Source organism: Nocardiopsis ansamitocini, assembly GCF_030268225.1.
GTDB lineage: Bacteria > Actinomycetota > Actinomycetes > Streptosporangiales > Streptosporangiaceae > Nocardiopsis_D > Nocardiopsis_D ansamitocini.
The window spans coordinates 1-25,740 of record NZ_BSQG01000013.1 but is presented as its reverse complement, the minus strand read 5'-3'; the positions used below and the strand labels follow the sequence as shown (position 1 = coordinate 25,740).

Annotated in this window: 21 protein-coding genes and 1 pseudogene; 13 read left to right on the top strand and 9 right to left on the bottom strand. The window is 71.2% G+C overall.

Annotated features, from left to right (window positions below):
* Nucleotides 1-34 precede the first annotated feature (34 nt).
* The 3 genes from QSJ59_RS22875 to QSJ59_RS22865 are packed head-to-tail and all read left to right on the top strand — an operon-like array spanning nucleotide 35 to nucleotide 4,176.
* Nucleotides 35-2,191, top strand: coding sequence for a hydantoinase/oxoprolinase family protein (locus QSJ59_RS22875; protein WP_285761815.1), 2,157 nt, complete (start codon nucleotides 35-37; stop codon nucleotides 2,189-2,191).
* Complete coding sequence (locus QSJ59_RS22870) at nucleotides 2,188-2,850, top strand: hypothetical protein (protein WP_285761814.1); 663 nt, start codon at nucleotides 2,188-2,190, stop codon at nucleotides 2,848-2,850. The genes QSJ59_RS22875 and QSJ59_RS22870 overlap by 4 nt, the downstream gene beginning before the upstream one ends.
* A gap of 6 nt (nucleotides 2,851-2,856) precedes the next feature.
* On the top strand, nucleotides 2,857-4,176 hold the full coding sequence (locus tag QSJ59_RS22865; protein WP_285761813.1) for a transporter: 1,320 nt from the start codon (nucleotides 2,857-2,859) through the stop codon (nucleotides 4,174-4,176).
* 567 nt (nucleotides 4,177-4,743) lie between these two features.
* On the opposite strand, the gene QSJ59_RS22860 is transcribed toward QSJ59_RS22865, so the two are convergent.
* From QSJ59_RS22860 to QSJ59_RS22850, 3 genes are all read right to left on the bottom strand, one after another.
* Complete coding sequence (locus QSJ59_RS22860; RefSeq protein WP_285761812.1) at nucleotides 4,744-5,358, bottom strand: TetR/AcrR family transcriptional regulator; 615 nt, start codon at nucleotides 5,356-5,358, stop codon at nucleotides 4,744-4,746.
* Between the two features lie 35 nt (nucleotides 5,359-5,393).
* On the bottom strand, nucleotides 5,394-6,392 hold the full coding sequence (locus QSJ59_RS22855) for an extracellular catalytic domain type 1 short-chain-length polyhydroxyalkanoate depolymerase (protein ID WP_285761811.1): 999 nt from the start codon (nucleotides 6,390-6,392) through the stop codon (nucleotides 5,394-5,396).
* A 460-nt stretch (nucleotides 6,393-6,852) separates the two neighbouring features.
* The gene (locus QSJ59_RS22850; RefSeq protein WP_285761810.1) at nucleotides 6,853-7,656 is read right to left on the bottom strand and encodes an IclR family transcriptional regulator; all 804 of its coding nucleotides are present in this window, start codon (nucleotides 7,654-7,656) and stop codon (nucleotides 6,853-6,855) included.
* Nucleotides 7,657-7,870: 214 nt separating this feature from the next.
* Here QSJ59_RS22850 and QSJ59_RS22845 point away from each other — a divergent pair, with 214 nt between their 5' ends.
* The 3 genes from QSJ59_RS22845 to QSJ59_RS22835 all read left to right on the top strand — a co-directional run bounded on the left by QSJ59_RS22845 (nucleotide 7,871) and on the right by QSJ59_RS22835 (nucleotide 10,939).
* Nucleotides 7,871-8,920, top strand: coding sequence for a 2-dehydro-3-deoxygalactonokinase (locus tag QSJ59_RS22845; RefSeq protein ID WP_285761809.1), 1,050 nt, complete (start codon nucleotides 7,871-7,873; stop codon nucleotides 8,918-8,920).
* Nucleotides 8,920-9,588 carry a 2-dehydro-3-deoxy-6-phosphogalactonate aldolase gene (locus QSJ59_RS22840; RefSeq protein WP_285761808.1) on the top strand — a complete coding sequence of 223 codons (669 nt, stop codon included), beginning with the start codon at nucleotides 8,920-8,922 and terminating at the stop codon, nucleotides 9,586-9,588. Before QSJ59_RS22845 ends, QSJ59_RS22840 begins: the two co-directional genes overlap by 1 nt.
* Before the next feature lie 505 nt (nucleotides 9,589-10,093).
* The gene (locus QSJ59_RS22835; protein ID WP_285761807.1) at nucleotides 10,094-10,939 is read left to right on the top strand and encodes a MerR family transcriptional regulator; all 846 of its coding nucleotides are present in this window, start codon (nucleotides 10,094-10,096) and stop codon (nucleotides 10,937-10,939) included.
* A gap of 130 nt (nucleotides 10,940-11,069) precedes the next feature.
* Here QSJ59_RS22835 and QSJ59_RS22830 read toward each other — a convergent pair whose 3' ends face one another.
* Nucleotides 11,070-11,219, bottom strand: a complete 150-nt coding sequence (locus QSJ59_RS22830) for a hypothetical protein (protein WP_285761806.1) — start codon at nucleotides 11,217-11,219, stop codon at nucleotides 11,070-11,072.
* On the opposite strand from QSJ59_RS22830, the gene QSJ59_RS22825 reads away from it, so the two are divergent.
* Nucleotides 11,218-11,868 (top strand): histidine phosphatase family protein, encoded by a 651-nt coding sequence (locus QSJ59_RS22825; RefSeq protein WP_285761805.1) that lies wholly within the window; start codon nucleotides 11,218-11,220, stop codon nucleotides 11,866-11,868. The two genes, QSJ59_RS22830 and QSJ59_RS22825, sit on opposite strands and share 2 nt — an antisense overlap.
* Nucleotides 11,869-11,969: 101 nt before the next feature.
* On the opposite strand, the pseudogene QSJ59_RS24340 reads toward QSJ59_RS22825, so the two are convergent.
* Nucleotides 11,970-12,308 (bottom strand): annotated as a pseudogene (locus tag QSJ59_RS24340) (hypothetical protein); the annotation flags it as partial.
* Between the two features lie 231 nt (nucleotides 12,309-12,539).
* A complete protein-coding gene (locus QSJ59_RS22815; protein WP_285761803.1) occupies nucleotides 12,540-14,018 on the bottom strand; it encodes an amidohydrolase family protein in 1,479 nt (492 codons plus the stop codon).
* A gap of 214 nt (nucleotides 14,019-14,232) precedes the next feature.
* Between QSJ59_RS22815 and QSJ59_RS22810 the strand changes: the two genes are divergently transcribed.
* From QSJ59_RS22810 to QSJ59_RS22795, 4 genes are all read left to right on the top strand, one after another.
* The gene (locus QSJ59_RS22810) at nucleotides 14,233-14,886 is read left to right on the top strand and encodes a TetR/AcrR family transcriptional regulator (RefSeq protein ID WP_285761802.1); all 654 of its coding nucleotides are present in this window, start codon (nucleotides 14,233-14,235) and stop codon (nucleotides 14,884-14,886) included.
* A gap of 63 nt (nucleotides 14,887-14,949) precedes the next feature.
* Nucleotides 14,950-16,329 (top strand): serine hydrolase domain-containing protein, encoded by a 1,380-nt coding sequence (locus tag QSJ59_RS22805; protein ID WP_285761801.1) that lies wholly within the window; start codon nucleotides 14,950-14,952, stop codon nucleotides 16,327-16,329.
* A 250-nt stretch (nucleotides 16,330-16,579) separates the two neighbouring features.
* Nucleotides 16,580-17,440 (top strand): NAD(P)-dependent oxidoreductase, encoded by an 861-nt coding sequence (locus QSJ59_RS22800; RefSeq protein WP_285761800.1) that lies wholly within the window; start codon nucleotides 16,580-16,582, stop codon nucleotides 17,438-17,440.
* Nucleotides 17,441-17,887: 447 nt separating this feature from the next.
* The gene (locus QSJ59_RS22795) at nucleotides 17,888-18,511 is read left to right on the top strand and encodes a class I SAM-dependent methyltransferase (RefSeq protein WP_285761799.1); all 624 of its coding nucleotides are present in this window, start codon (nucleotides 17,888-17,890) and stop codon (nucleotides 18,509-18,511) included.
* 76 nt (nucleotides 18,512-18,587) lie between these two features.
* Here QSJ59_RS22795 and QSJ59_RS22790 read toward each other — a convergent pair whose 3' ends face one another.
* From QSJ59_RS22790 to QSJ59_RS22780, 3 genes are all read right to left on the bottom strand, one after another.
* Entirely contained in the window at nucleotides 18,588-20,939 is a 2,352-nt protein-coding gene (locus QSJ59_RS22790) for an arylsulfatase (protein ID WP_285761798.1), read from the bottom strand.
* A 319-nt stretch (nucleotides 20,940-21,258) separates the two neighbouring features.
* Nucleotides 21,259-21,843 carry a DUF7144 family membrane protein gene (locus QSJ59_RS22785; protein WP_285761797.1) on the bottom strand — a complete coding sequence of 195 codons (585 nt, stop codon included), beginning with the start codon at nucleotides 21,841-21,843 and terminating at the stop codon, nucleotides 21,259-21,261.
* Nucleotides 21,844-22,337: 494 nt separating this feature from the next.
* A complete protein-coding gene (locus tag QSJ59_RS22780) occupies nucleotides 22,338-23,360 on the bottom strand; it encodes an LLM class flavin-dependent oxidoreductase (protein ID WP_285761796.1) in 1,023 nt (340 codons plus the stop codon).
* A 383-nt stretch (nucleotides 23,361-23,743) separates the two neighbouring features.
* Between QSJ59_RS22780 and QSJ59_RS22775 the strand changes: the two genes are divergently transcribed.
* On the top strand, nucleotides 23,744-24,691 hold the full coding sequence (locus QSJ59_RS22775) for a formylglycine-generating enzyme family protein (protein ID WP_285761795.1): 948 nt from the start codon (nucleotides 23,744-23,746) through the stop codon (nucleotides 24,689-24,691).
* Nucleotides 24,692-25,388: 697 nt separating this feature from the next.
* On the top strand, nucleotides 25,389-25,740 hold a 352-nt coding region (locus QSJ59_RS22770; protein ID WP_285761885.1), incomplete at its 3' end, for a PTS transporter subunit EIIC.

Genomic DNA, 25,740 nt, shown 5'->3' with positions numbered 1-25,740 from the left:
CGCAGTCTCCTCGCCCATCCCGGAGGTGTCGGCCATGGCGCCACATCCCAGACCATCCACCATCCGCGTCGGTATCGACGTCGGCGGCACGTTCACCGACGCCGTCGCCGTCAGCGCCCAGACCTACGAACTGCTGGGCCAGGTGAAAGTCCCCACCAGCCACGACCACCCCGACGGCGTCGCGCACGGCATCATGAGCGCCCTGGAGCGGCTGCTCGCCGACGTCGGCGTGCCCGCCTCCGACGTCACGTTCCTCGCCCACGGCACCACCCAGGCCACCAACGCCCTGCTGGAGGGCGACGTGGCAACCGTGGGCATCGTGGGGATCGGGCGCGGTTTCGATGCCCTGGCCACCCGGCGGTTGCGTTCCCTGGGCAAGCTCACGCTGGCGCCGGGGCGCACCATGCCGGTGCGCTACACCGGGCTCAAACACCCCGAGCGCCCCGAGGAGGTGCGCTCGGCCGTGCAGCGGGTCCGCGAGGATGGCGCCCAGGTGCTGGTGGCCGTCGAACCCTTCAGCGTGGACGATCCGCTGGGCGAGCGCGCGGTGGCCGCGGAGGCCGCGGCCCAGGGGGTGCCGGTCACCACGACCCACGAGATCACCCAGCTCTACGGCCTGGCCAAGCGGGCCCGGACCGCGGTGCTCAACGCCGGGATCATGCCGCGCATGTTGGAGACGGCCGACCTGGTGGAGCAGAGCATCACCAAGGCCGGGGTCACCGCGCCGTTGATGGTGATGCGCTGCGACGGCGGGGTGATGTCGCTGGCGGAGATGCGCGGGCGCCCCCTGCTGACCGTGCTGTCGGGCCCGGCCGCGGGCGTGGCGGGCGCGCTGATGAGCGAGCGGGTCAGCGAAGGCGTGTTCCTGGAGACCGGGGGCACCTCGACCGACATCAGCGTGATCCGACGCGGCCGGGTGCAGGTGCGCCACGCGCGCCTGGGCGACAAGGAGACCTACCTGCCCTCGCTGGACGTGCGCACCGTGGGCGTGGGCGGGGGGTCGCTGATCCGGCTGGGCGGCGGCGGGGTCACCGACGTCGGGCCGCGCAGCGCGCACATCGCCGGGCTGCCCTACGCCTGCTTCGCCTCGGCCGCCGACCTGGCCGACGCCCGGCTGGTCACCGTTCGTCCCCGGGAGGGCGACCCCGAGGACTACGTGGCGGTCGACGCCGCCGGGGGGCGCTTCGCGCTCACCCTGACCTGTGCGGCCAACGCGTTGGGGGTGGTGCCCGAGGACAGTTACGCGCGTGCCGACTCCACCGTCGCCCGCCTGGCCTTGGAGCCGCTGGCCGCGTCCCTGGGCACCGACGTCGAGGCCGCGGCACGCATGGTGCTGGCCAAGGCCGCGGCGAGAGTGCGCACGGTCGTGGACGCGCTGGTGGAGGACTACCGGCTGGACCGCGACGTCCTGTCGCTGGTGGGCGGGGGCGGCGGCGCGGCGACCGTCACCCCGTTCCTGGGCGCCGACACCGGACTGGACTGGCGCATCTGTGCGCACAGCGAGGTCATCAGCCCCCTGGGGGTGGCGCTCGCCCTGGTGCGCGAGTCCGTGGAGCGCATCGTCCCCAACCCCACGCACGCCGACGTGCTGGCGGCGCGCACCGAGGCGGAGAAGGCCGTGGTGGAGCAGGGCGCGGACCCCGCCGGGGTCGAGGTGGACGTCACCGTGGACCCCCAGCGCAACCTGATCAAGGCGGTGGCCACCGGGGCGACCGAACTGCGCACCAAGGACCGGGCGGCCGGGACGGACGCCGCCCAGGCGCGCGCGAGCGCGGCCCGCAGCCTCGGGGTGGCCGTCGAGGAGGTCACCGAGCTGGCCGGCACCGCCCACCACCGGGTGCTGGGCGCGCGGCGCCGTCCGCGCGGGCCGCTGCGCCGGTTCGGCCGCGAACGCACCCCGGTGCGGATCGTGGACGGCGAGGGCGTGATCCGGCTGCACAGCGCCGATGCCCACGTGGACGCCATGACCGTGGGCGAGGCGCCCGCGACCCTGGCCCGGCTGGTGGACGAGCGCACCAGTTACGGCGACGGGGGGTCGCGCGCCCCGGCCGTATGGCTGCTGGTGGGGCCCAAGATCGCCAACCTCTCCGGGGTCCTGGACGAGGAACAGCTGCTGTCGCTGGCCGCCACGGAGCTGCGTTCGCGCACTCCCGAGGAGAGCCTGGTGGCGGTCATGGAGGAGCGGCGATGAACCCGCGCTCCTTCTTCAACTGCGACACCGATGCCCTGGCCGGGCGTTGCCGGGACCTGGCCGCGCTCGACGACGTCGCGTTGGGTGCGCGCCTGCTGCGCATGACGCCCACCCACGACACCCGGACCGAGGAGGCCCTGACGGCGTGGGCGCGCACGGCCCTGGAGGTCGGGCGCGAACTGGCCGCAGAAGCCCCCTCCCCCGCGGCGGTCGCCGTGGAGCAGGCGCCGGGCGGCGTCTCCCCCGGGGAGATCCTCCTCGCCGAGTACCACCACCGCAGCGGCGCGGTCGTCGTGCACACCGGGGCGCTGGCGCTGGCCGACGCCCTCGTGGAACTGGTCGGCTGGCAGGCGTACTTCCCACCGGCCCGGGTGCGGGAGGCGGCGGTGCAGCACGAGCTTGCCCACCGTCTGCTGCACGGTCCGGCCGCGCGCACCCTGCGCCGGCGCCTGGACCACCGGGTGGCGGGCGTGGGCCGGTTCCACCTGCGCGGCCACGTCGCCGGCGCCGACGAGATCGTCGCGCACACGGTCGCCCACGCGCGCAGCGGCCTGGGCCGCTCGCCGGTACTGCTGACTCTTGGCCTGGCCGAGGCCCTCCCGTTCACGTCCGCCGGACGCGCACGCACCCGCCCCTTCCCCGCGTCCCTCGGAGGCTAAAAAGCCATGGGTATCGCAATTCTGGCCGTCATGGCCGTGGGTGTCGCCCTGATGCTCACCCGCAAGGTACCGACCGCGTTCGCCCTGACGTTCCTGGCCATCGCCATCGCGCTGCTGTCGGGCGCGTCGCTGCTGGGCGCGGAGAACAGCGTCGCGGGCACGGTCATGCAGGAGGGCGCGCCTTTGCTGGCGGCCACGATGATCGCCATCCTGCTGGGGTCGTGGCTGGGCACGGTGATGGCCGACACCGGCATCGCCTCGACCCTGGTGCGCAAGATCGTGGAGTTCGGCGGTGAACGCCCCACGGTGGTGGCGCTGGGCGTGTTCTGCGTGGCGATCCTGTGCGGCAGCATCACCGGTTCGGCGCCCGCGGCGATGCTCGCGGGCGTGGTGGGCATCCCCGCGATGATCGCGGTGGGGGTGCCGCCGGTGGTGGCCGCGGGGACCATTCTCATGGGGATCGCCGCGGGGCTTCCGCTGGAGCTGATCGGCTGGCAGTTCCTGTCCGACGCCATCGGGATCCCGGTGGAGACGGTGCGCTTCTTCCAGATCCGGCTGTTCCCCATCGCCCTGGTGGGCGGCATGGCCTACATCCTCGTCGAGATGCGCCGGCGCGGGGCCCGGCACGCCTGGGCGGTTCGGGTCCCGGCCGGTGCCGGGGCCGGGGCCGGCGCGACCGGGGAGGACGAAGGACCGAGTCGGCGCGCACGCCGCGGCGACGCCCCCTGGTATGCGCTGGTCACGCCGTTGGTGCCGATCGTGCTGGCGCTGGGCCTGCACGTGCCGATCATCGCGTCGCTGGCGGTGGGGCTGCTGTACGCGCTGGTGACGACCGTTCCGCTGCGCCAGATGGGCGAGCGTGCACTGCGCACCCTGTACCGGGCCTTCGACGTGGCCGCGCCGCCGATCGTGCTGTTCATCGCGATCGGGATGCTGCTGTCGGCGGTGCGCCTGCCCGGCGCGGTCAGTGCGCTCAACCCGATCGTCAGCGCGCTGAGCCCGTCGGGACCGCTGCTGTTCGTGCTGGTGTTCGCGGTACTGGTGCCGCTGTGCCTGTACCGGGGCCCGTTCAACATCTACGGTCTGGGCGCCGGGGTGGCCGGGGTCCTGGTGTCGGGCGGGATCTACCCGACCCCGGCGGTGCTGGGGTTGATGGCCTCCTACGGCCAGGTCCTGGGAGTCTCGGACCCCACCAGTACGCAGACGGTGTGGAGCGCCCAGTACGCGGGGGTCCGCCCGGAGAAGGCGATGGTCTCCACCCTTCCCTACACCTGGGCGATCGCCGTGGGCGGACTGGTGCTCACCGCGTTCCTGTTCCTGCTCTGACGTACCGCTGCCCCTGCGAGGGCCGGGACGGCCCCCCAGAGAACCCGGGGGCCGTCCCGTGTCCCCACCCCGCCGGGGCTGCCGCTTCGGCGGGGTACTCCCCCCCGCCGAAGCACGGTCGCCGTGCGGGAACTTCACGGGCCGCGCCGTCGCGGTGGCCGCCGCCACGGACGCGAGACGGGTCGTGGCCTTCCCCGCCCTCCCTCGGCCCCTTGTCGGATTCCCGCCGTTGGAACACAGGGACAATGCGGCGGGAATCGGCGGGGTTTCGTTGTCGCGGCCGGATCGGGACCGACGCCGTCCGTCCCCGGCGCCCGAATGCTCCGAAAAGCCGTTTCCCCTGCCCTGTCGACGATGGGCGTAGAAAAACCGAGCGGGTGAAGAAGTTCGTGATGAGATCCCTTCGCCGTCATGGGGCTGGCCGGTATCGGCCTGTCCAGGGCCGGCAGGCGGTCGTTTCGGCTCGCTGCCCCGATCCCGCGGATACGGGCGCCGCAGTCGTCGTGGACCGCTGGACGCCACGGCCTCCTCGCCGGGCGGGGTCCCGCCCACGATCACGCGTCGCCCTCAGGAGGTGCGCAGACCCGTGGTGATGAAGTCGCGGTAGTAGCCCACGACCTGGCTCACGGGGACATCGGGGTTGGCGATCCACCACCGGCCCAGCTGTTCTCCGACGCCGCTGATCGCGTATGCGAATGCCGTGTTGCGGTCGTCGTCGAACGGTGCGAACGGGGACGTCATCCGCGCGATGCGCGCTATGGTCCGGTCCCGCATCGCGCGCAGCTCCGCCGCCAGGTCCTCGGAGAGCGAGGCACTCGGGTTGAAGAGCACGAGCCACCGTCTGGGGTCGCGTTCGAGGATGGCGAAGAAGACCGTGCCCGCGCGTTCGATCACCTCGTCGACGCTCGCACCCGCCTGCGCCAAGGCTTCGGGGTCGCTTATCGCGGCGTCGAGCTCGGCCCGTGCCCGCCGGGCGCAGGCGAGGAAGATCTGGTCCTTGGTCCCGTGGTGGACGTAGACCATCGGGCGGGTGACGCCGGCCGTGCGTGCGATGTCCTCCATCGACACGCCTTCGAAACCGCGCTCGGCGAAAAGGGCCTCCGCGACGTCGAGCAGCTGGGTGCCGCGCGCTTCGCGTGAGAGTCGGGTGCGGCGAGGGGGATCGGTCGACTGCTGCGTCATGGCCACAGCTTATGGAGCATCGGCCCCGACGGTCGTCACCCCATGGGGTGGGCCGTCGCGAAGTCCCAGACGATGCGGGCGAGGTCCGGCCCTTCCCGGTCGGTGAAGAGGCCGGTGCTGTGCGGCCCGGACCAGGAGTGCCCCATGCCCTCGACCACGTACGACTCGACGAGGGAGGTGTCGCTCCCCTCTGCCGTGTACGTGGAGTGCGTGTAGTTCCGGAGCCCGTCGGGGGTGTGGTGGACGACCTCGTCGGGCGTCGCCCCGACGCTGTCGTTCAGCAGCCCGTCGTCGACGAGGTCGTTGACGGCGAGCCACTGCTGGACAAGACGCGTCGCGACCACGGGGGGCACCACCTCGTCGGCATCGCCCTGCACGACGAGCAGGGGCACCTGCCGCGCGCGATCGCCCATCTGCGCCCACGCCTGCCGAGCCGTGTAGGACGGCGGAGTCTGGTCGGGGTCGTCGACGTTCACCTGATCGAGGGCGTACTCGCCGCCGGCCACCGACGTGGCCGTGGCGAAGACGTCGGGGTAGGTGGCGGCGAGGATGACGGCCGTGCCCGCACCCGACGACGCGCCGGACACGTGCACCCGGTCCGGATCGGCGCCGTAGCGTTCGACGACTTCGCGGGCGACGCCTGCGAGCAGCGAGGGTTCGCCGCGATCGCGGTGCTGCTCGCGTGAGTCACCCGACTTCCAACAGTTGAGCTTGTCCTTGAACACGCTCTGGGTCGGGTAGACGACGATGAACCCCTCTTCGTCCGCCAGAGCGTTGAACTGGGTCGTCTGTTCCATGGAGTTCCACCCGAACCCCGTCATCGCGCACCCGTGGATCGCCATCATCACCGGCAGGCCGGGCCCTCCCTCGCTGTACTGCGGCGGAAGGTGAACCTCGTAGAACTGGTTGCCCTGGTCGCTGGAGAAGACACCGATGTGATCGCGTTCCCCGAAGGACCACGGCAGGCCGAACTGGAAACCGGCCGCGAGGAGGAGGGCGGCACCGGCGACGGCGCCGACCGCACCGACGGCCAAGCGTCGACGGCTCTTTCGACGACGAGGGGCCACCGGTTCGCGGGGAGTCGAGGAAGAGCGCCGAAATTTGAGCACGACAGACCTTTCACGGGAACGAACGCACGCTAACTATACAAGCTGTAACTTACGGCGTCCGCGTGTGGGGCGGCCGCGTCACGAGGAACAGCGGGGGGGCGCTATCCGACGGCGGCACCAAAACGACCGCGCAGCCGGGAACGGAAGGGTGCGTGCGCGTCCGTCTGATCAGGACCGGTGAAAGGTGTGGCCGACTGTGTCGCCCTCGTCGGCGCCACCGGGCCGGCTCAGCAGGAGTCGGCCGGGACCGATTCCTCCTCGCGCACCGGTTCCAGGCGGCTGTCCTGCCGGCTGTTCGGCCCTATGGCCCACGACCCGCGGGCGACTCCTTGTCGCGGGGAACCGGGGGCCCGACGGCCGGCGGGCCCGCCGGTGGCGAACGACCCTAGCGGCGCGGCCGGTTCGCACCGGCCGTGACGGCGGAGTATCCGAGCCGGGTGGAGATGTCCAGGGCCGCTTCACGCATCACCGGGACGAGGGCGCGCATACGCTCCATCGGCATGTAGGGCCTGGTCGCGGCAATGCTCACGGCGGCCACCACGCTTTTGCTGCCGTCACGGACGGGTGCCGCCACGCAGCGGATGCCCGGCTCGTTCTCCTCCAGGTCCATGGTGGCGCCCATGGCGGTATAGCGCTTCATCACGGTAAGGAAGCGCTCGGCGTCAGCGGGACCGGGACCGTAACGCTCGTGGTCGCTTTGAAAACACCGTTCCCATGAGGCGTGCTCCTCGCCCAGCAGCAGCGCCTTGCCGATCCCGGTGCGCGTCAGCGGCATGCGGTACCCGATCCGGGACCGCATCTCGGCTCCGCGCAGGCTGGGGATCTTGTCGAGGTAGAAGACCTCGTCGTTCTCCCGGATGGCCAGGTGGACCGTGTCCTTGAGCTTCTGGGACAGCTGTTCCAGCACGGGGCGGGCGACGAAGGGGACCGGGTTCTGTTGGAGCGCGAGAAATCCGTACTCGATGAGGGAGGGGCCCAGCACGTAGGAGTTGTCGACCCCTTTGCGCAGGAAGCCGGCGACGATCAGCATCTGCACGAGCCGGTGGGCGGTGCTGCGGCCGATCCCCGTCTCGGTGGAGATGCTCTTGAGGGTGTCGGCCCCCTGTGCCACTGCGGTGATGATGCTGAGGCCGCGCGCGAGGGTCTGCGTGCCGGGTGGCGGGGCGGGCGGCGGATCGTCGGGCTCCATGGGGCCAAGGGTAGGGACCGTGATCTGCGAGGCACCACCGCGCCCCGCCCGGCGGACCGGATTGCGCCGCCTACCGGGGGGACCACGCGGCCCAAGGCGGAAGGAATCCCTATATGTGGAACGCGGGTCGACAAAATGAGACGGCTCGCGCTTACTGGTGCCTGATCAGAAGGATCACCGCTGGTCCTTGCGGCATTCGGGTGGAACGGGCGTGATGGGCGACTCTGCGGCAGCGAGCCTCGTGGCACTGGACTGGGGCACCACTTCGTGTCGCGCCTACCTCCTGGGCGCGGGGGGCGAGGTCCTGGCCCGGCGCTCGGGCGCGGGCGGCGTCATGGGCGTCACCGAAAGGGCCGCCGAGGCGGGTATCGACCGGGCGGACGCCTTCGACCAGGCTTTCGAGGCGCTGTGCGGCGACTGGCTACGGGCAGCCGCCGGCCCCGTCCCGGTGATCGCCAGCGGCATGGTGGGCAGCGACCAGGGCTGGGCCCCGGCCGGTTACGTCGAACTCCCGGTGGACCTGGCGCACGCCGCCCTCCCGTTGACCACGGTCGTCTCAAGCCTGGGCGAGGTCCACATCCTGCCCGGCCTCATCTCCACCAAAACGCTGCCCGGCGTACTGCGCGGCGAGGAGACCCAACTGGTGGGAGCCGCGCTGGAGTGGGACACGTCCGCAGGGTCCGCGCCCGACGCGGAACGCCTCGTGGTCCTGCCGGGGACCCACGCCAAGTGGGCACGACTGCGCGGGACGGTGGTCACGGAATTCACCACCTTCATGACCGGTGAGATCTACTCGCTGCTCCTGAACCGCAGCATCCTGGGCCGGTTGGTCAAGCCCGCCGGGGCCCCCTGCTGGGACTCCTTCGACCGCGGCTTCGACGTCTCCACGGGAGCGGCCGGCGACACCGGGCTGCTCAGCACCCTGTTCTCCGCCCGCTCGCTGGTTCTCACCGGCCGACTGGAACAGGAGCAGGTGGGCGACTACATCTCGGGACTGATGATCGGCAGCGAGGTACGCGGGGCGGCCCACGCGTGGTCGGGACGACCACCGGACGACGTCCTGCTCCTGGGCGAGGACGGGCTCTGCGAGCGTTACGCACGCGCTCTCTCCCGTCTGGGGATCCGAAGTGCTCGTCCCGCCGGGGACTCCACCCCGCGCGCACTGGCCCACCTGGCCCGCCGGGCCGGGCTGCTCGCCCCGGCCGGATCCGACCCGACAGCCCCGGACCGCGCGACCGCGGTCCTGCAGAAATGGGAGGCGTAATGGAATCGGCACCGCACGCGCACGGCCGGGACGAGCGGGCGGGGCGGCCCACCGGCCTCGTCGCCATCCTGCGCGGCCTGCCCACCGAGGACGCCGCCGAGGTGGGCAGGACCCTCTACGACGCCGGGTTCCGCACCCTTGAGGTCCCGCTGAACTCCCCCGAACCGTTGGCGTCCATCCGCGTGCTGCGCTCGGTCCTCCCCTCCGACGCCACCGTGGGAGCGGGGACGGTGCTCACCGTCACCGACGTCCACGCAGCGCACGAGGCGGGGAGCCAGATCATCGTGTCCCCCAACACCAACACGGACGTGATCCGTACGACCAGGAGCCTGGGGATGCTCAGCTACCCGGGGGTGGCGACGGCATCGGAGGCCTTCGCCGCGGTCGAGGCCGGTGCACTGGCCGTCAAGCTCTTCCCCTCGGGCCAGGTGGGCACCGGCGGGCTGCGGGCATGGACGGCGGTCATGCCCCGGGAGATCGAGTTCATCCCCGTGGGCGGGATCGACACCGACTCGATCGGCGAATGGGTCCGAGCCGGGGCGACGGGCTTCGGGATCGGCACCTCCCTCTACGCACCGGGCAGGGAACTGGCGCAGATCCGCCAGGTCGCCCGCGAACTGATCCAGGCGTGGGACGGGGCCGCGGCCCAGCTCAGGAAACTGGTCTGATGCCCTTCGCACGCGCGGCGGTCGCCCGTGGCATCCGGTGGGCGCGATCCACGGCCGCCGGGTCCGGTCAGGCGGCGCCCGACCGAACGTCGGGCCCCAGCAACGGTGGGTGCGGGACGCCGGCCTGCCATAGGTGACATCCGCTGCACGCAGGGCGCGGCGCCGATCGACGAAAAGCGGCCCAGCGGGAACCGGCGCGAAAGCCGGCAGGGTCCCGTCGAGCCGGCGCTGCGCTTCGGCTGCCACGGTGTCGACCACCGGTGCGGGCGCACGACATCTCCGGGGCAAAAGCACCCGCGGGTTCCGGCCGCCCGGATGGACTCGCCCGCAAGGCGCGGGCGAGTCGTGACGGACGGAGGCGCCCGCTCCGCCGCCCCGCGCATGGATTCAAGTTTATTGTTGAACTACCTCTTGAAGCTTTTTCCTGCCCGCCAACCCGTAAGCTGCTACTGTTTTGAACAACCTTCAATCAGGATGCGAACACGTTTTCAGGGCGGTGCGCGGGATGGGGCATGCGGAGTCGAGTCTGCGGCCGGTCGATCTGGCGCGCAGGGCCGGCGTCTCCACCCAGCAGGTGCGCAACCTGGAGACCGCGGGAGTGCTGCCCGACGCCCCGAGGACCCCGTCGGGCTACCGTCGCTACGGCCCCCAGCACCTGGACGCCCTGCTGACCTACCGCGCGCTCTCCGCCGGTCACGGGATCAGCACGGCCCAGGCGATCATGCGTGCGGTGCACCGCGGGGACGCCCACGCCGCGCTCTCCCTGGTGGACGCCGGGCACGCGGCCCTGCACGAACAGCGCCGGGCACTGGAGGCCGCGGGTGAGACCTTGGAGGCGGTCGCCGGCGAGGACCCCCGCGCCGTCCCGGCTCCGCGGTCGGGCATGCTCGTGGGGGAACTCGCCGCCGCCCTGGGCGTGCGGACCTCCACCCTGCGGGTCTGGGAGTCGGCGGGGCTGCTCGCCCCCACCCGGGAGCCGGGGACCACGTACCGCAGATACCTGCCCGACGACGTCCGCGACGCCCGCATCATCCATCTGCTGCGCCAGGGGCGCTACTTCTTCGCCCAGATCCGTCCCGTTCTCGACGGACTGCGGCGCACCGGCGGCACCGCGTCCCTGCGCGCGGCCATCGCCGAACGCCACGCGGCGCTCAACCGGCAGACCGCGGCCATGCTCGAAGGCGCCGGCCTCCTGCACCAGCGCCTCACCGAGGCCGGACTGCTCGTCGGCGCCGCCCCGGCCCTGCCTTCCCCCCGCAGCGGGGGCGACGACAGCGAGGCGGACCGGAGGCAGGGGCAGCCGCGCAGTGCATCCGACGTACAGGCCGCCACCGGACCGGAAACAACCTGACCCGGACGGCGCGCCCGTCGAAACAGCGCCGCCGTCACCACGGGCTTCCCCGTGCGAGCCGGGCGAGGCAGGCGCCGAGCGGCTGCGGTTCCGGCCGTGGCGTGGCCACCGCCGAAGCGGCCCGACGCGACTACGGGGTGGTGGTCGAGTGCTCGGGGCGGTGCACGACCTGCACCACGGCAAGTCCCACCCCCGCATCACGGGGAACCGGGTGCGTTGAGAGGGTGAGGAGCACACGCACGCCGAAACAGTCGGCGTCGCCCGCACGGAAGAGAACCATGCGCCTGCTGCTGATCCGTCACGGCCAGACCCCGTCCAACGTGAGCCGCGTCCTGGACACCGAGGAACCGGGAGCGTCACTGACCGAACTGGGCACCCAGCAGGCGGCCGCCCTGACGACCACTCTCGTCGCACACGACATCGCCGTGCTCTACGCCTCGACGCTGGTGCGCACGCAGCAGACCGCGGCACCGTTGGCGGCGGAGCGCGGCCTGGAGATCCGGGTCCGCGCGGGGCTGCGGGAGCTGGTGGCGGGGGAGTTGGAGATGCGCGGCGACCACGAGTCCATCGGGACGTACCTGCGCACCGCGTTCGCGTGGTCGGCCGGTGAGACACAGGTACGGATTCCCGGCGGGGAGAACGGCGTGGAGGCCCTGGGGCGTTTCGACGCGGTGGTGGCGGAGGCCGCTGCCACCGGTGCGGCCACCGCGGCACTGGTCAGCCACGGCGCCGTCATCCGGATGTGGGTCGCCGCGCGGGCCGGGAACGTGGACCCGGGATTCGCCTCGGACCACAACCTGGAGAACAGCGGGGTGGTCGAGCTGGAGGGCTCGCCCGAGCTGGGGTGGACCGTCCTGTCCTGGACGGGGGCGGTCGTGGACCGGGCCGCGAGTGACGGAGCTGTGGGGGCCCCGGTCACCGAGCACTGAGCAGAGAGGAAGCGGCGCCCCTTGATGTGCGGTGCGGAGCCGACGCCGGCCAAGAGGCCGGGTTCGTCCGCCCGCGCCCGGTCCCCGGAAAGCTTCTCCGGGTGGATCTGCTGGCCGCTGGCGGCGACACCGGCCAGTTCGTGCGGCAGGCCGCGGGCCTGGTGCTCCTCTGCGAATCCGGCGAGTACGTCCGTCCGGTGGGTCCGGGCAGCGGCCCCGCCTGCGCACTGGGGGTCGAAGGCGGCGAACACCTGGTCGTTCAACCGCCGGTGGACCGCCATGGCGCGACGCCGTTTTCCGGGGGTGCGGTGCCGGAGCAGGTGGAGGAGGAAACGTACACGGTCGGCGTCGGGGCAAGGGGGAAACGGCACGCGCAGCGACGGGTCGCGGAACCCGGCGTTGCCGTGCGAGGCCCCGGGTCCGGGACGGTCGCGGTCCACGGCTGCGACGTCGCATCCGTGGCCCTGGAGGGACCAGGCACAGGACAGCCCACCATCCCGGCGCCGATGACGACCGCGCGCCGGGGACGGTTCCCGCAGCGGTTGCCGGTCATGGTGCTCGTTACTTTTTTCTCGGGTGTTCGTTCCTGAGCGCCCGTAGGGTCGGGAGGCCCCCGGGAGCGCCAGGTACGGCTGCCCTCTCGTCGTTGCGGCTTCTGCGCGCGTCCTGGGTCACGCCCCGCGCCGGACCGGTCGGCCGGGGAGGGCGTCGGGCACGATCGCGCCGTCGTGGACGACCGGTTCGCCGTTGACGAGCAGGTGCACGACGCCCTGCGCCGGGCGTGTGCCGTCCGCGTAGGTGGCCCGGTCCTGGAGCCGGGAGGGGTCGAACACGACGATGTCGGCGTCGCTTCCGGCACCGATATGCCCCTTGCGCTCCATTGCGGGCACCGCGGGGCGGAGGACCCGGGCGGGGGTGACGGTGCAGCGGGCGATCGCCTCGGAAAGGCTGAGGTGGCCGCCGTTCAGTGCCAGGGTGCGCAGCGAGCGGGTGAAGGTCCCGGCGCCTCGGGGGTGGGCCTCGGCACCGTGGGGCAGGGGCCACAGCATCGGGTCGGGCTCCCCATTGCGCCATGTCAAAGGCATGGCGTCGCTGGCGATGACGGTGTCGGGGAAGAGCAGCGCCCTGTTCAGGAGCTTCTGGTCGCCGGGGTCGGTGTCGTCGAGGAAGTGCACGAGGGCGATGGCGTCGGGGGTGGTCGCGCGCAGTTCGGCGAGACGGCGCGCGTCGGCGATTCGTTCGGCGGTGGCTGCCACGACGATGGAATCGGGACGCAGCCCTTGCGCGTGCAGCTTGTCGGGGGCGAGGAAGGCGGCACCGACGGCCGTGGCGCCGGCCCCGTAGGGATAGGCCTCGGTGCTGATGGGAGAGCCTTCGTCCAGGCACCGCTGGATGAGGGCGTGGACCCGGTCGATGTGACGGGTGGAGGTGCTGTTGATGTGGCAGTAGTGCATGTGGGCGCCGGTCTGGCCTGCTGCCCGGACGATCTCCTCGGCTCCGTCGATCGGGATGTCGGGGTTGGTCTCGACGAGTGCGCGGGCGTGGGTGAAGGTCGGGGTACCGGCCTGCGCGGCGAGCGCGGCCACCGCGAGATACTCGGCCGGGTCGACCAGCGGCGCGTAGCCGGCGAGGATGCCGATTCCCAGGGCGCCGGCATCGAGGTCGGCGTAGAGGCGCTCCAGGACGGCGGACTGCTGGACGGGCGAGGCGGGCGCCTGCCAGGCCGGGTTGCCCAGGTGGCGCAGCACGGTGCGCACCGCTCCCCCGGCGTCGGCGCCGGCCAACTCGACCATGCGGGCCAGCGCCCAGGAGGTGGAGAAGCCGTAGTTGAGGGGGCGCCCTTCGGCCGCGGACCGCGCATAGGCCGCCGCGACCGGGGTGGTACCGGCCTCCAGTTCGAGCGCGGTGGTGACCCCGTCCAGGGCTTGCAGCCGCTGCTCGGGAATCGCCTGGCCGTGGCTGTGCAGGTCCACGAAGCCCGGGCACACGACGAGCCCGGTCGCATCGATGGTGCGGGCCCCGCGCAGAGGCGTCGCGGAGACGGCGGCCACGGTGTCACCGGCGATCCCGACGTCGCCCACGGCGTCCAGTCCGTTCTGCGGGTCGATGACCCTACCGCCGGCCAGGACCAGCGAATACTCCTGCGCCATCGGGTGTCCCCTCCCTTGTGTCGGCCGCGGCGGCTGCCCCGGGCCGGCCCGCCCCATCGGCCGCGGGAAGCGGGACGTCCCGGCCGAACGGTCAGTGGAGGCGACGCTAGCATTTTCTGTCAGATTTTGACATTAGTCAGACTCTGACAGAAACTACGATCCGGTGCGGGGAAGCCGCGGGCTCCCCGGCACCGTCGACACCGGAGGAGCACCGATGAGGACAGCCCCTCGCGCCGAGGCGACGCCGGCGGACGGCCTGCGCGCGCGCCAGAAGGCGGACCGCAGGGCGCGGATGGTGCACACCGCGCTGGAGATGATCGACGGCGAGGGCTTCGCCTCCGTCACCGTCGAACGGATCGCGGAACGGCTCGGGATGTCCGCCCGGACCGTGCACCGGTACTTCCCCACCAAGGAGGACCTCGTCCTGGCCCCGGTCACGGACACGAACAGCTCTTGCGCGCGCTACCTGGCCGACGACGACGGCTCGCGCCCACTGTTCACGGTGTTCGCCGAGGCCATCCGGCACGGTCTCGACGAACTCTTCACCCGGTTCTCCGACACCAGGGTGCGCATGGTCTTCCGGCAGGTCCGCGAGGTGGAGTCCGTGCGCGCCCGCGCCCTGCTGCACAACCAGACGCTGCAGACCGAACTGGTATCGGCGGTGGTGGCACGCCCCGACTTCGGCACGGACCGCATCCGCGAGGCCGAGCTGTCCATCGCCGTCTTCAACGCCGTCGTGCAGACCGCACAGCAGTACTGGGACGAGGCGGCCCCAGGGGGCCGGACGCTCGGCGAGGAGTTCGACGCCGCTCTCGCCCTGCTGCCGCACATCGTCCCCGGGGGCGCCGACACGGCTGCCCCGCCCTGATGGGAGCCGGTGGCCTGCGGGCCGTGCCGGTGACATCCGATCCCGCACATCGAGGAGTGCCCCATGAACGACCTGGCCGCCGTCCAATCCTGGTTGGACGATGAACTCCCTGCCCTGCGCGCCGAATACGGGGTCCCGGGCTGCTCCGTCGCCGTCCTGGCCGGCGGTGCGGTCGCCGCGGGGGCGACCGGTGTCCTCAACCTGCGCACCGGCGCCCCCGTCAGCACGGGGTCGCTGTTCCAGATCGGCTCGGTCACCAAGCTCTGGACGACCGCGTTGGTGATGCAGTTGGTGGAGGCGGGCCGCGTGGACCTCGACGCGCCCGTGCGCACCTACCTCCCGGGGTTCCGGGTCGTAGACGCGCAGGCCGGCGCGTCGACCACGCCCCGGCACCTGCTGTCGCACACGTCGGGCATCCACGGTGACGCGTTCATCGCGACCTCGCGGGGCGACGACGCCGTCGCCCGCTACGTCGACGAGGTAGTGCCCACCCTCGTGCAGGACATCGCGCCCGGCAGCGTCCTGTCCTACTGCAACTCGGGCTACACCGTCCTCGGACGCATCGCCGAGGTGCTGCACGGCAAGCCCTACCACGTGCTGGTGCGCGAACTGATCGGCGCCCCCCTGGGCCTGGAGCGCTGGGCGACCGTCCCGGAGGAGGCCCTTCTGCACAGCACCGCGGTCGGCCACGTCCCCACGGGGGCCGACGGGGCGCTTGAACCGGCGCCCTTCTGGAACCTGCCGGCGTCGTTGGGGCCGGCGGGCGCGATGCTGGCGATGGACGCGCGCTCCCTCCTGGCGTTCGCCGACGCCCACATCGGTGACGAGACCCTGGTGAAGACGCAGACCCTCGAAGCGATGTGGCGCCCGCAGGCGACCATCCCCGGCGGCCTCCTGGGCAGCACGCACTGGGGACTGGGCTGGATGCTCTTCGACTGGGACGGACACCGGGTCGTGGGCCACGACGGCGGCACCTACGGCCAGACCTGTAGCTTCCGCATGGCCCCCGACGCAGGGATCGCCGTGGTGTCGCAGGTCAACAGCACGGCTTCCCTGGGGGTGCACCGCAGGGTGATGGAGCGGGTGTTCGACGAGCTCGCCGGCATCACGGTTCCCGCCCCGGAGACTCCGCCGGCCCGGCCGGAGCCGGCCGACCGGGACCGGTTCTCCGGCCGGTTCGCAACCCCCGTGACCGAACTGGAGATCGGCGTCGCCGACGACGGCACCGTGCACGCGACCGAGACCGCGCTGACGGAAGAGGCCCGGTTGCTCTCCCCCGAGGCGCAGCGCACCGCGCTCGTCCGGCTCGACGACGACCGCCTCATCGGCACCGAGGCGCCGACCGGGGTGCACGAGGTCTTCACCTTCCTCGGCGGCGGGGCCGGCGAACCCGCCACCCACGTCTTCCGGGGAGGCCGGGCACTGCCCCGGGTCGCCGCGTAGCCGGTCCGACCGACAGGGAACGGGCCCCGTACTGCCGGGATTCTCGCATCCCTCGCAGCACGGGACCCATGCCTTCTGTCGAGTCGGTGCACGGTGCGCAGTCCCCTCACCCCGGCGCTTCCCGCCTCCCGGGCCCGGCCTTCGTGACGTCCGCCCCGGGTCGGCTGTTCGTTTACCGTCGCGGAGTACCGGTCACAAGGTTCAGCGCACTGGGGTTGTTCGTCTGGGGACGCACGGATCGGGAGCAGCGATGACCACGAGGGTGGCGGTACTGGGAGCCGGACTGATGGGGGCCGGGATGGTCAGGAGCCTGGCCGGGGCGGGGATGGAGGTGACGGTGTGGAACCGAACCGCGGAGAAGGCGCGGGCGCTCACCGGCGCCGGGGTGCGCGCGGTCGAGGACGTCACGGCGGCGGTGGCGGGCGCGGACGTAATCGTGACGATGCTCTTCGACGCCGACACGGTGACCGAGGTGATGCGGAGGGCCCTGCCGGCCGCCGGCCCCGACACCGTCTGGGTGCAGAGCACCACCGTGGGACTGGCGGCGACAACACGACTGGCCCGGCTGGCCGAGGAACACGGGACGGCTTTCTTCGACACCCCGGTACTGGGCAGCCGGCAAGTGGCGGAGAACGGGGCGCTGGTCGTGGTCGCCGCCGGACCGCAGGGGGAACGCGCGGTCGTCGAACCGGTCTACGACGCGATCGGGTCGCGCACCATCTGGGCGGGTGAACAGGCGGGAGATGCACAGCGCCTGAAGATGGTCTTCCAGTCCTGGGTGCTGTCGGTGACCGCTGCGACGGGCCAGGCCGTCGGGTTGGCCGAGGGCCTGGGGGTGGCTCCCCTGATGTTCCTGGAAGCCATCGCCGGGGGCCCGTTGAACTGCGGGTACGCGCAGGCCAAGGGCAGGGTGATGATGGCCGGGGACTTCTCCCCCGATTTCACCGTCGACGGGGCGGTCAAGGACGGCGCACTCGTTGTCGAAGCCATGGGGGTCGCCGGTTCGAACGACGGCCTGATGCAGGCGGTACGGCAGGAGTTCGAGTCAGCAGCCGGTTCCGGCCACCGCGCGGACGACATGGCCGCCGTGGTGCACGCCTTCCGGCACTAGGCACCCGGGGGCGGGAGGGCAGGCCCCCGCGCGGCTGCCGACCGGCCCCGGGCGTTTCCTTTTCAAGGTGGCGCGCAGCGGGACCGGGACCGTCGCCCGCGAGGGGATCAGTGCGGGCTTCTGGTTCGTGGCGTCGACCGACGGGTTCACCGGCGTGGACGCGGAGGAGCTGATCGGCGCTCGGGAACGGCGCCCCGTCGACCCGGGGAAACGACGAGGCGTTCTCGGTGGGATCGGCGTGCGGACCGCTGCGGAACCACTGCCCGTGCGCTCTTTGGCAAGGGGCCCGCACCGCGAAGCGCTGCCCGGCCCACCGGTTTGCTGTTCCGGCAAGAAAATTTATCGAAGTGACGGCATCCGGGGCAGACTGCCCGGCATGAGAAACGAGCACGACACGATGATGATCGGCGGCGGGGCGGCCGGCCCGAACGCTGGGACGGTGACGGCATGAGCGAGGCCACCGAGTGGGATGCGCGCTACAGCGAGCACGACCGCGTGTGGAGCGGGGACCCCAACGGCGCACTCGTCCGCGAGACGGCCGACGAACAGCCGGGGCGCGTCCTCGACGTCGGCTGCGGCGAGGGCGCCGACGCCGTATGGCTGGCCCGACGGGGGTGGGCGGTCACCGCGCTCGACGTCTCCCGGGTCGCGCTCGACCGGGCGGCGGCCCACGCGGCCGAGGCGGACGTGGACGTCACCTGGATATCGAGCGGACTGCTGGAGGCCGATCTGCCCGAGGGGGGTTTCGACCTCGTCTCGGCCCAGTACCCGGCGTTGCGCATCACCCCCGGCGCCGACGCGGAGCGTGCGCTGCTCTCGGCGGTCGCCCCCGGCGGCACCCTGCTCGTCGTCCACCACGACATGGGCGACGGGGCCGCCGCCCTGGAGAGCGGCTTCGACCCCGCCGACTGGGTCAAACCCAGCGACGTCGCCGCCCTGCTCGACGGTGACTGGCGTATCGACGTCAACGAGGTCCGCGAGCGTTCCATCAACGGCGGCGAGGGCGCACACCACACCCACGACGTCGTCCTGCGCGCACATCGGCTGACGGACGGAGGCGCTCCCGGGTGACGCGGGCGTTTTGCGCAGCCGGACGGTCCCGCCCGGCACCACTGTTCCCGCCCCTCTCCGGGGCGGGAGCCGCGGTCTACTGGTGGCGCAGGGCTGCCGCCAACTGCGCGTCGGGGTCGACCAGGTGGTTGTGATCGTCCTTTCCCAGCTCGATCTGGACCCAGTGCAGCGCCCCGACGAACGTCCCGTGGGGCGCGTCGTAGTCCTCATAGACCGGCATCGCGGTGTCGCGGCCCACGTCGAGGCCCTCGTCGAAGGAGAAGTAGAGCGGATGGGTGCGTTCCACCCGGCCCCTGGCGACCTCGCCGCCGTCGACGAACAGGACCACGTCCGCGCCCTTTCCCGTTCCACCGCCGTCGTAGCGCAGTTCGGCGTGCACCCGGTGTGCTCCGGTGGGGAGCGCGCCCGGGGCGGTCACGGTGAATCGTTCGAGCCCGCAGTAGTTGTAGTGGAAGGCGAGCCGGCCGCGGTCGACCATGAACACCCAGCCCCCGGTGCGCCCTCCCTGGGCGACGATCACCCCCTCGGCTCCGGATTCGGGGACCCCGATCGCCGCGGTGACGCTGTAGGACGTGTTCTTGGTGTTGATGACGACGTTCTCGTTGAGCCGGTCGGTCCCGGGGTAGAGCCGCAGCGTGTCGCCCCGCACCAGCGTCGGCCGGCCGGCCAGCTCGGGGTTCATCCGCTCGGCGGAGCGGTCGTCCAGCGGGAAGACGTTGAATCGGGTGGCCTCGATGATGAACTTCATCTGGAGTTCGGCGAGTTTGCCCGGATACTGCGCGCTGAGGTCGCGGGCCTGGGTCCAGTCGGTGGTGGTGTCGTAGAGCTCCCAGACGTCCTCGTCGAAGTCGCCGCCCTTGGCGAGGAGGTCCCAGGGCGTGCGGTGCTTGGTGACCGCGGTCCAGCCGTCGTCGTAGATGGCGCGGTTGCCCATGAGTTCGAAGTACTGGGTGCGGTGGCGTTCCGGGGCGTCGGGTTCGTTGAAGGTGTAGGCCATCGACGTACCGTGCATCGGCATCTGGGTGACCCCGTTGACCGTGCTCGGCTCGGTGATCCCGGCGAGTTCCAGGACGGTCGGGGCGATGTCGATGACATGGTGCCACTGGTGGCGTAGCCCGCCGGGTTCCTCGATGCCGTTCGGCCAGTGCACGATCGCCCCGTTGCGGGTGCCCCCGTAGTGCGAGGCGACCTGCTCGGTCCACTGGTAGGGGGTGCACATTGCGTGGGCCCAGCCGACCGCGTAGTGGTTGTAGGCATGCGGTCCGCCGATCTGGTCGAGGCGGTCGGTCCAGAACTCCGGCGTCTCGTACTCGCCACCGCCGTTGGCGGCCGTGGTGGTCATGAAGGAGCCGTTGAGGCCGCCCTCCGCCGAGGCACCGTTGTCACCGATCATGTGCACGATCAGCGTCTCGTCGAGGATGCCCAGCTCCTCCAGTGCGTCGACCACCCGACCGGTGTGGTGGTCGGCGTATTCCAGGAAAGCGGCGTAGACCTCCATCTGGCGGCTGAGGATGGGCTTCCACTCGTCGGCGACGTCGTCCCAGGCCGGGATCTCGGCCGGGCGCGGGGTGAGCAGCGCGTCGGCGGCGACGACGCCGAGCTCCTTCTGCCGTTGGAAGGTGGCTTCGCGCACCGCGTCCCACCCGTGGTCGAACTGTCCGCGGTACTTGGAGATCCAGTCCTTGGGAACGTGGTGCGGGGCGTGGGTGGCCCCCGGCGCGAAATAGGCGAAGAACGGCTTGTCCGGGGTGAGGGCCTGCTGACGCCGGATGTAGTCGATGGTCTTGTCCGCGAGGTCGGACATCAGGTGGTAGTCCGGGTCGTCGGGGGGATCGATCGCCGTGACACCGTCGACCAGGGCGGGCTGCCACTGGTTGGTCTCACCGCCGATGAACCCGTAGAAGCGCTCGAAGCCGCTGAAGGCGGGCCAGTGGTCGAAAGGGCCGGTCGGACCGGTCTCCCACACCGGAACCTCGTGGCACTTGCCGAACTGGGCGGTGTTGTATCCGTTGAGCCGCAGAATCTCGGGGAGCGGTGTCGCTGAGTCGGGGCGCTGCGAGGTGTAGCCCGGTGACGGGGTTGCGGTCTCGGTGATGTGCCCCATGCCGACCGCGTGGTGGTTGCGGCCGGTGAGCAGGGCGGCGCGGGTCGGCGAGCACAGCGCGGTGGTGTGGAAACGGGTATAGCTGAGTCCGGCGCCGGCGAGTCGCTCGGCCGTGGGCGTGTGCACCGGACCGCCGAAGGCGCCGGACGCCCCGAAACCGACATCGTCGAGAAGGATCATGAGGATGTTGGGCGCACCGGCGGGCGGCCGTTTCGGGGTGATGGGGGGAAGGGCCTGGGCGAGCGTGCGCGCGTCCTCGGAGAGGGGGCCCTGGTACGACTGGTCGGGGGTGGGCAGGCTCGGGGAGGTCTGGTCGCTGGGCATAGAGGTTCTCCGGTTCGACGGCGCCCGGCGCAGTGGCGCCGTTGCCTGCGTACTGGCCGGTGGCCGAGGTCGAGAAACCCCGGAGAACGACTCCTTTGCCATATGCGGGGCAAAACCGAGCCGGTGGGCCCAAAGTACGGACGCCCCGGTTCGGTCGGGGAAGGAGCGCGGTGGACCCACTCTGCGCTGGCCGCACGGGCGGGTCCACCGAGCCGGCCCTAAACGGAGCCGGACGTGGACAGCAGCCGGGCCGGGCAGGACCTCCGGCGGGAGCTCCCCGTCGCCCGTCCGGCCACCCGCGGCAGTCGGAGCCCGCGGATCACTGGGGCATCGTCCGGCGGTGGGTGCTGGACCCCTCCTGAGGATTGCGGTGACCGGTGTGAGTGGAATGGGTCGCGTCGGGCTCCACTGCGTCGCGCGGGCCGTACCCGGTGGCGTCGCGCGGGGCGTATCCGGTGGCGTCGTCGTGCCCCGAACGGTAGGAGACGTCCCGCTCGTCGGTGGCCGTGATCGTGGGCCAACCGGCGGTGAGTCCGTAGATGATCAGCAGGTCGATGGCGATGACGACCAGCGACCACATGGGGTGCGCCTCGAGGAAGACGAGTTGGGCCAGCGCGTTGATCGCTGCGAGCACCACGCCGAAGGCCCGGGCCCACATCCGTCCACTGGCGATGGCGAGTCCCGCGAGGACCATGATGACGCCCCAGATCGCCAGGCCGATTCCCCACAACGTGAAGTCGAAGAAGAACAACCCGCCCGCCGCACTCAGGTAGTAGTCGGGCATGAACATTGCGATGATTCCTTGGATCACGTTGATCACGCCGACCAGCAGAATCATCGTGGCCGCGAAGACCGCCCACCCGCTGGTGCCGGCGGACCGTGTCACTCGACTGCCTTGGTTCATGGGAATTACCTCCGTGATTATTCGGTAGGCGAAATCACCTCGAATTCCTCCGAGACCGCCAGCACCTGGTTCGCGGTGGCCAGTCGAAAAGCAAGAACCCGCATGTCCGCCCATCTAGCCCAAAGACAAAATCATCCCTCTGACCAGGCACTATGTTCCACCTGAAGACGGTCACCCGCACGCAAAATCTCTTCGCGCGAACGCCTGGCGATCATTGCGCCTTTTCCGGTCCCACGCCGGCGCGTGGTGAAGGACGGGCGGCCTGCACGACACCGGCGATGCGGTTGATGCCGTATCGGCAGCGACCGCAGGAGCCCTTGCCCTTTCACTGACCACACCGCGATGCGATACACCACGAAAGAGCCGGTCGCTATTTCGCGGAAAGGAGGCCACCGGGTGGTCCGCACGGCCCGACGAGTTCCCGGGCGTTGGAACCGTGGGCGGGCTTCTCCGGCACGGCGCCCACCGGATTGCCCTTCGGGCCCGTACCGGGCTCAGGAACCGTGCGGCCGCCAGCCGAGAGCGGGGCCGAGTCCGGTGGCCATGTCGGTCAGGATCTGGAGGTAGTCCTCGGGCTCGAAGGTGAACGGGAGCGCGAAGGCGACTTCGTCGATCTCTCGGAAAGCCGCATGCGCGTACAGCTGTTCGGCGATCTCCTCGGACGTGCCGAGCAGGTCGGGTGCGAACCGCATCCTCGCCGGCCCCTGCGGCCTGCGCGTCCGCGGTAGGCGCGCCTGGACGTAGGCCGCGTACTTGTCCCGTTGCGCGGCCGTGGCGCTGTCGGTGGGGATGACGACCAGTCCCTGGCAGACGCGTGCCGTGTCGCCTGCGGGGTGACCGGCACGGAACGCCCGCACGTGGGAGAGTTGGATTTCGGCGAAGTCCTCGGACTCCTCTGCCTTGACGACGCTGCTGGTCAGGAAGTTCATGCCATGCCGACCAGCCCATGCGGCCGATCGCAGGCTGGCGCCGCCGTACCATAGGCGCTCGGCGAGCCCTTCGGCGTGTGGCTGCACCCGGTCGGAGAACTCCTCGATGCCTCTGACCCCGCTGAAGCCGCTGGCCGGCTCCCCGCGCACGAACCGCAGGAGCCTCGCCACACGTTCGTAGGAGAAGTCCTCGCGGTCTGCTGTATCGGGGTAGAGGGCATCTTTGACCTGATCGAAATGCATCGGTGGACCGACGCTGAGCCCGGGGTTGAGGCGCCCGCCGGACAAGAGGTCGACCGTGGCCAGGTCCTCGGCCAGTCTCAAGGGATTCTCCCAGCCCAACGGGATCACCGCGGTGCCCAGCTCGATGCGGCTCGTGCGCTGCGACGCGGCGGCCAGCATCGCGACCGGTGAGGCGATTCCGTGCTGGAGGTGACGGTGTCGTACCCAGGCCCCGTCGAAGCCGAGTCGTTCGCCGGTCTCGATGAGCCGAAGCGTGCTCTCGTGTCCGGCAACCGGGTCGGCGGGATCGAACAGGCCCATCGTCAGGAAGCCGAGTTTTCGTAACGGCTCGTCGGGTAGCGGCATGGCGGCCTCCGTCATCGATCGTGGTTCCAACCTGCGGAAAGCGGGAGACACGGGCGAACGCTTCGGTCACCGGACCGGCTCCGCTCACCGTCACGGGCTCCTCTCCCGACGGACTTCCCGTCTCTTTGTCCGCCAGTCTCCTCCACCCAGCCCACGACCGGACTCACCCGCCGGGGGAAACCGGGCTCCCGCAGGAGGCGGGCGGCGGGGCGGCACTCCAGGGGCCGGTCAACGTGTCCGTTCCGGCGATCGGCCGGTGCCCGGGGCGTGGAACATCGCCTGCGGTCGTGTCCGTCAGCCTCCGGGAGCATCGCGCATGCAACGATGATCAGGCTTTCCTCCCCCCCCGCTGAACAGCAACGATCGGCCAGGAGGGATCTGCTGTGACTGACACGGCCACCGCCGCAGGACCGGGACAGGGACCGGCACCAGCCAAAGGCATGGTGTGGATCCCCGGGGGGACCTTCCTGATGGGCAGCGAGGAGTTCTATCCCGAGGAGCGCCCCGTCCACCCCGTGCGCGTCGACGGGTTCTGGATCGACACCGAACCGGTGACGGTGGCGCGGTTCAGGCGCTTCGTCAAAGCCACCGGGTACCGGACCCTCGCAGAGCGGGCCCCCATTCCCGACGAGGTCCCCGGGGCCGATCCCGCGCTTCTGGTTCCCGGTTCCCTCGTCTTCTGCGCACCGGCGCACCCGGTGGGGCTGGACGACTGGACCGCCTGGTGGCGGTGGGTTCCGGGCGCGTTCTGGCGACGTCCCGAAGGCCCGGGGTCCGACCTCAACGGCAGGGACCTGCACCCCGTCACCCATATCGCCCACGCCGACGCCCTCGCCTATGCGGCGTGGGCGGGGGCGGACCTGCCCACGGAGGCCGAGTGGGAGTACGCGGCCCGCGGCGGACTCGAACAGGCGACCTACTCCTGGGGGGAGGGCCTCCTTCCGCGCGGGCGGCACCACGCCAATATCTGGCAGGGGGACTTTCCCCACCACAACCGTGCGCTGGACGGCTTCTCGGGCACGTCACCCGTGCGCACCTTTCCGCCCAACGGTTACGGCCTCTACGACGTCACCGGCAACGTCTGGGAATGGACGCTGGACACGTTCACGTCCTGGCACCCCGGCCCCGCGCCGAAACCGTGCTGCACCCCGCACAATCCGCGGGCCACCGTCGACTCAGCGGGCGCGGTGGCCGGGCGCCGCGTGATCAAGGGCGGATCCCACCTGTGCGCCCCCAGCTACTGTCTCCGCTACCGTCCCGCTGCCCGGCAAGGACAGGACACCGACAGTTCGACCTGCCATCTCGGGTTTCGCTGCGTCGTGCGCCCCTGACGCTCCCGCTCATGCGCGCCCGGTTTGCAGTCGACGAACGGCTTCGCGCAGGGCGAAGCCGGTGGTCGGGTGCTCTCGGCAGCTGCCGCGCACCTGCGGGGATCATCCGTCCTCTCTTCGGCCGGTACAGCCGTTGAAACGGCGGGCGGCTCCGCCCCTGCGACAAAGCCCGAGGCAGGTGTCCCGCACGCGAATAAAACGATAAACGCGAAGTAATCTCCGTCACCCCTTGTCCGGTGCACCAAAGCTCTTCTACGATCAGCCAGACCGGAACAAAAAAGGGGCTTACGCCGCAAAAGAGCGTAAAAGCCTCACACAGACGAGGCGTTCATGCCGAGCCGCACCACGGTGGACCCGGACCCGTCCCCCGATGCAGCTTTGACAACGACGTCATGGTCGTGTCCGCCGGACCGTTCTGCCAGGGGCGGTCCGCGCTGAACACCACCACCCGGCGGTCAGCCGCGGCTCCTCATCGTTCCCGCGCGAGTGGTCCCGCACCGAAGCGAGACGGCTCAGCGGCTCCCGACGAGGTTCCGACGGACGACCGTCCTCCCCACCTCAGCACGCCGCACGCCGATGCCCCTCCTCAGCACGCGGGAAAATCCCCCGGAGACCACACGTGACCCACAAGCAGCCGACCGCGAAATCCCTGAACAGTCGGGCGGTGATTCAACGCTTCGGCGGCCACCTCGCCGGCATGGTGATGCCCAACATCGGGGCGTTCATCGCCTGGGGCCTGATCACCGCGCTGTTCATCCCCACCGGCTGGTTCCCCAACGAGAACCTCGCCTCTCTCGTCGACCCGATGATCAAGGTCCTGCTCCCGGTCCTCATCGGGTACACCGGTGGACGCATGGTCCACGACCAGCGCGGCGCCGTGGTCGGCGCCATCGCCACCATGGGCATCGTGGTGGGTGCCGAGATCCCGATGTTCCTGGGCGCCATGATCATCGGTCCGCTGGCGGCGTACCTGATGAAGCTGTTCGACGGCGTGGTGCAGCCGCGGATCAAGTCCGGCTTCGAGATGCTGGTCAACAACTTCAGCGCCG

Bases quoted from the DNA above. Each gene is read 5' to 3' on its own strand.
- QSJ59_RS22875 (WP_285761815.1), top strand. From the start codon at position 35: ATGGCGCCACATCCCAGACCATCCACCATCCGCGTCGGTATCGACGTC.
- QSJ59_RS22870 (WP_285761814.1), top strand. From the start codon at position 2,188: ATGAACCCGCGCTCCTTCTTCAACTGCGACACCGATGCCCTGGCCGGG.
- QSJ59_RS22865 (WP_285761813.1), top strand. From the start codon at position 2,857: ATGGGTATCGCAATTCTGGCCGTCATGGCCGTGGGTGTCGCCCTGATG.
- QSJ59_RS22860 (WP_285761812.1), bottom strand. From the start codon at position 5,358: ATGACGCAGCAGTCGACCGATCCCCCTCGCCGCACCCGACTCTCACGC.
- QSJ59_RS22850 (WP_285761810.1), bottom strand. From the start codon at position 7,656: ATGGAGCCCGACGATCCGCCGCCCGCCCCGCCACCCGGCACGCAGACC.
- QSJ59_RS22845 (WP_285761809.1), top strand. From the start codon at position 7,871: ATGGGCGACTCTGCGGCAGCGAGCCTCGTGGCACTGGACTGGGGCACC.
- QSJ59_RS22840 (WP_285761808.1), top strand. From the start codon at position 8,920: ATGGAATCGGCACCGCACGCGCACGGCCGGGACGAGCGGGCGGGGCGG.
- QSJ59_RS22835 (WP_285761807.1), top strand. From the start codon at position 10,094: ATGGGGCATGCGGAGTCGAGTCTGCGGCCGGTCGATCTGGCGCGCAGG.
- QSJ59_RS22825 (WP_285761805.1), top strand. From the start codon at position 11,218: ATGCGCCTGCTGCTGATCCGTCACGGCCAGACCCCGTCCAACGTGAGC.
- QSJ59_RS22830 (WP_285761806.1), bottom strand. From the start codon at position 11,219: ATGGTTCTCTTCCGTGCGGGCGACGCCGACTGTTTCGGCGTGCGTGTG.
- QSJ59_RS22815 (WP_285761803.1), bottom strand. From the start codon at position 14,018: ATGGCGCAGGAGTATTCGCTGGTCCTGGCCGGCGGTAGGGTCATCGAC.
- QSJ59_RS22810 (WP_285761802.1), top strand. From the start codon at position 14,233: ATGAGGACAGCCCCTCGCGCCGAGGCGACGCCGGCGGACGGCCTGCGC.
- QSJ59_RS22805 (WP_285761801.1), top strand. From the start codon at position 14,950: ATGAACGACCTGGCCGCCGTCCAATCCTGGTTGGACGATGAACTCCCT.
- QSJ59_RS22800 (WP_285761800.1), top strand. From the start codon at position 16,580: ATGACCACGAGGGTGGCGGTACTGGGAGCCGGACTGATGGGGGCCGGG.
- QSJ59_RS22795 (WP_285761799.1), top strand. From the start codon at position 17,888: ATGAGCGAGGCCACCGAGTGGGATGCGCGCTACAGCGAGCACGACCGC.
- QSJ59_RS22790 (WP_285761798.1), bottom strand. From the start codon at position 20,939: ATGCCCAGCGACCAGACCTCCCCGAGCCTGCCCACCCCCGACCAGTCG.
- QSJ59_RS22785 (WP_285761797.1), bottom strand. From the start codon at position 21,843: ATGAACCAAGGCAGTCGAGTGACACGGTCCGCCGGCACCAGCGGGTGG.
- QSJ59_RS22780 (WP_285761796.1), bottom strand. From the start codon at position 23,360: ATGCCGCTACCCGACGAGCCGTTACGAAAACTCGGCTTCCTGACGATG.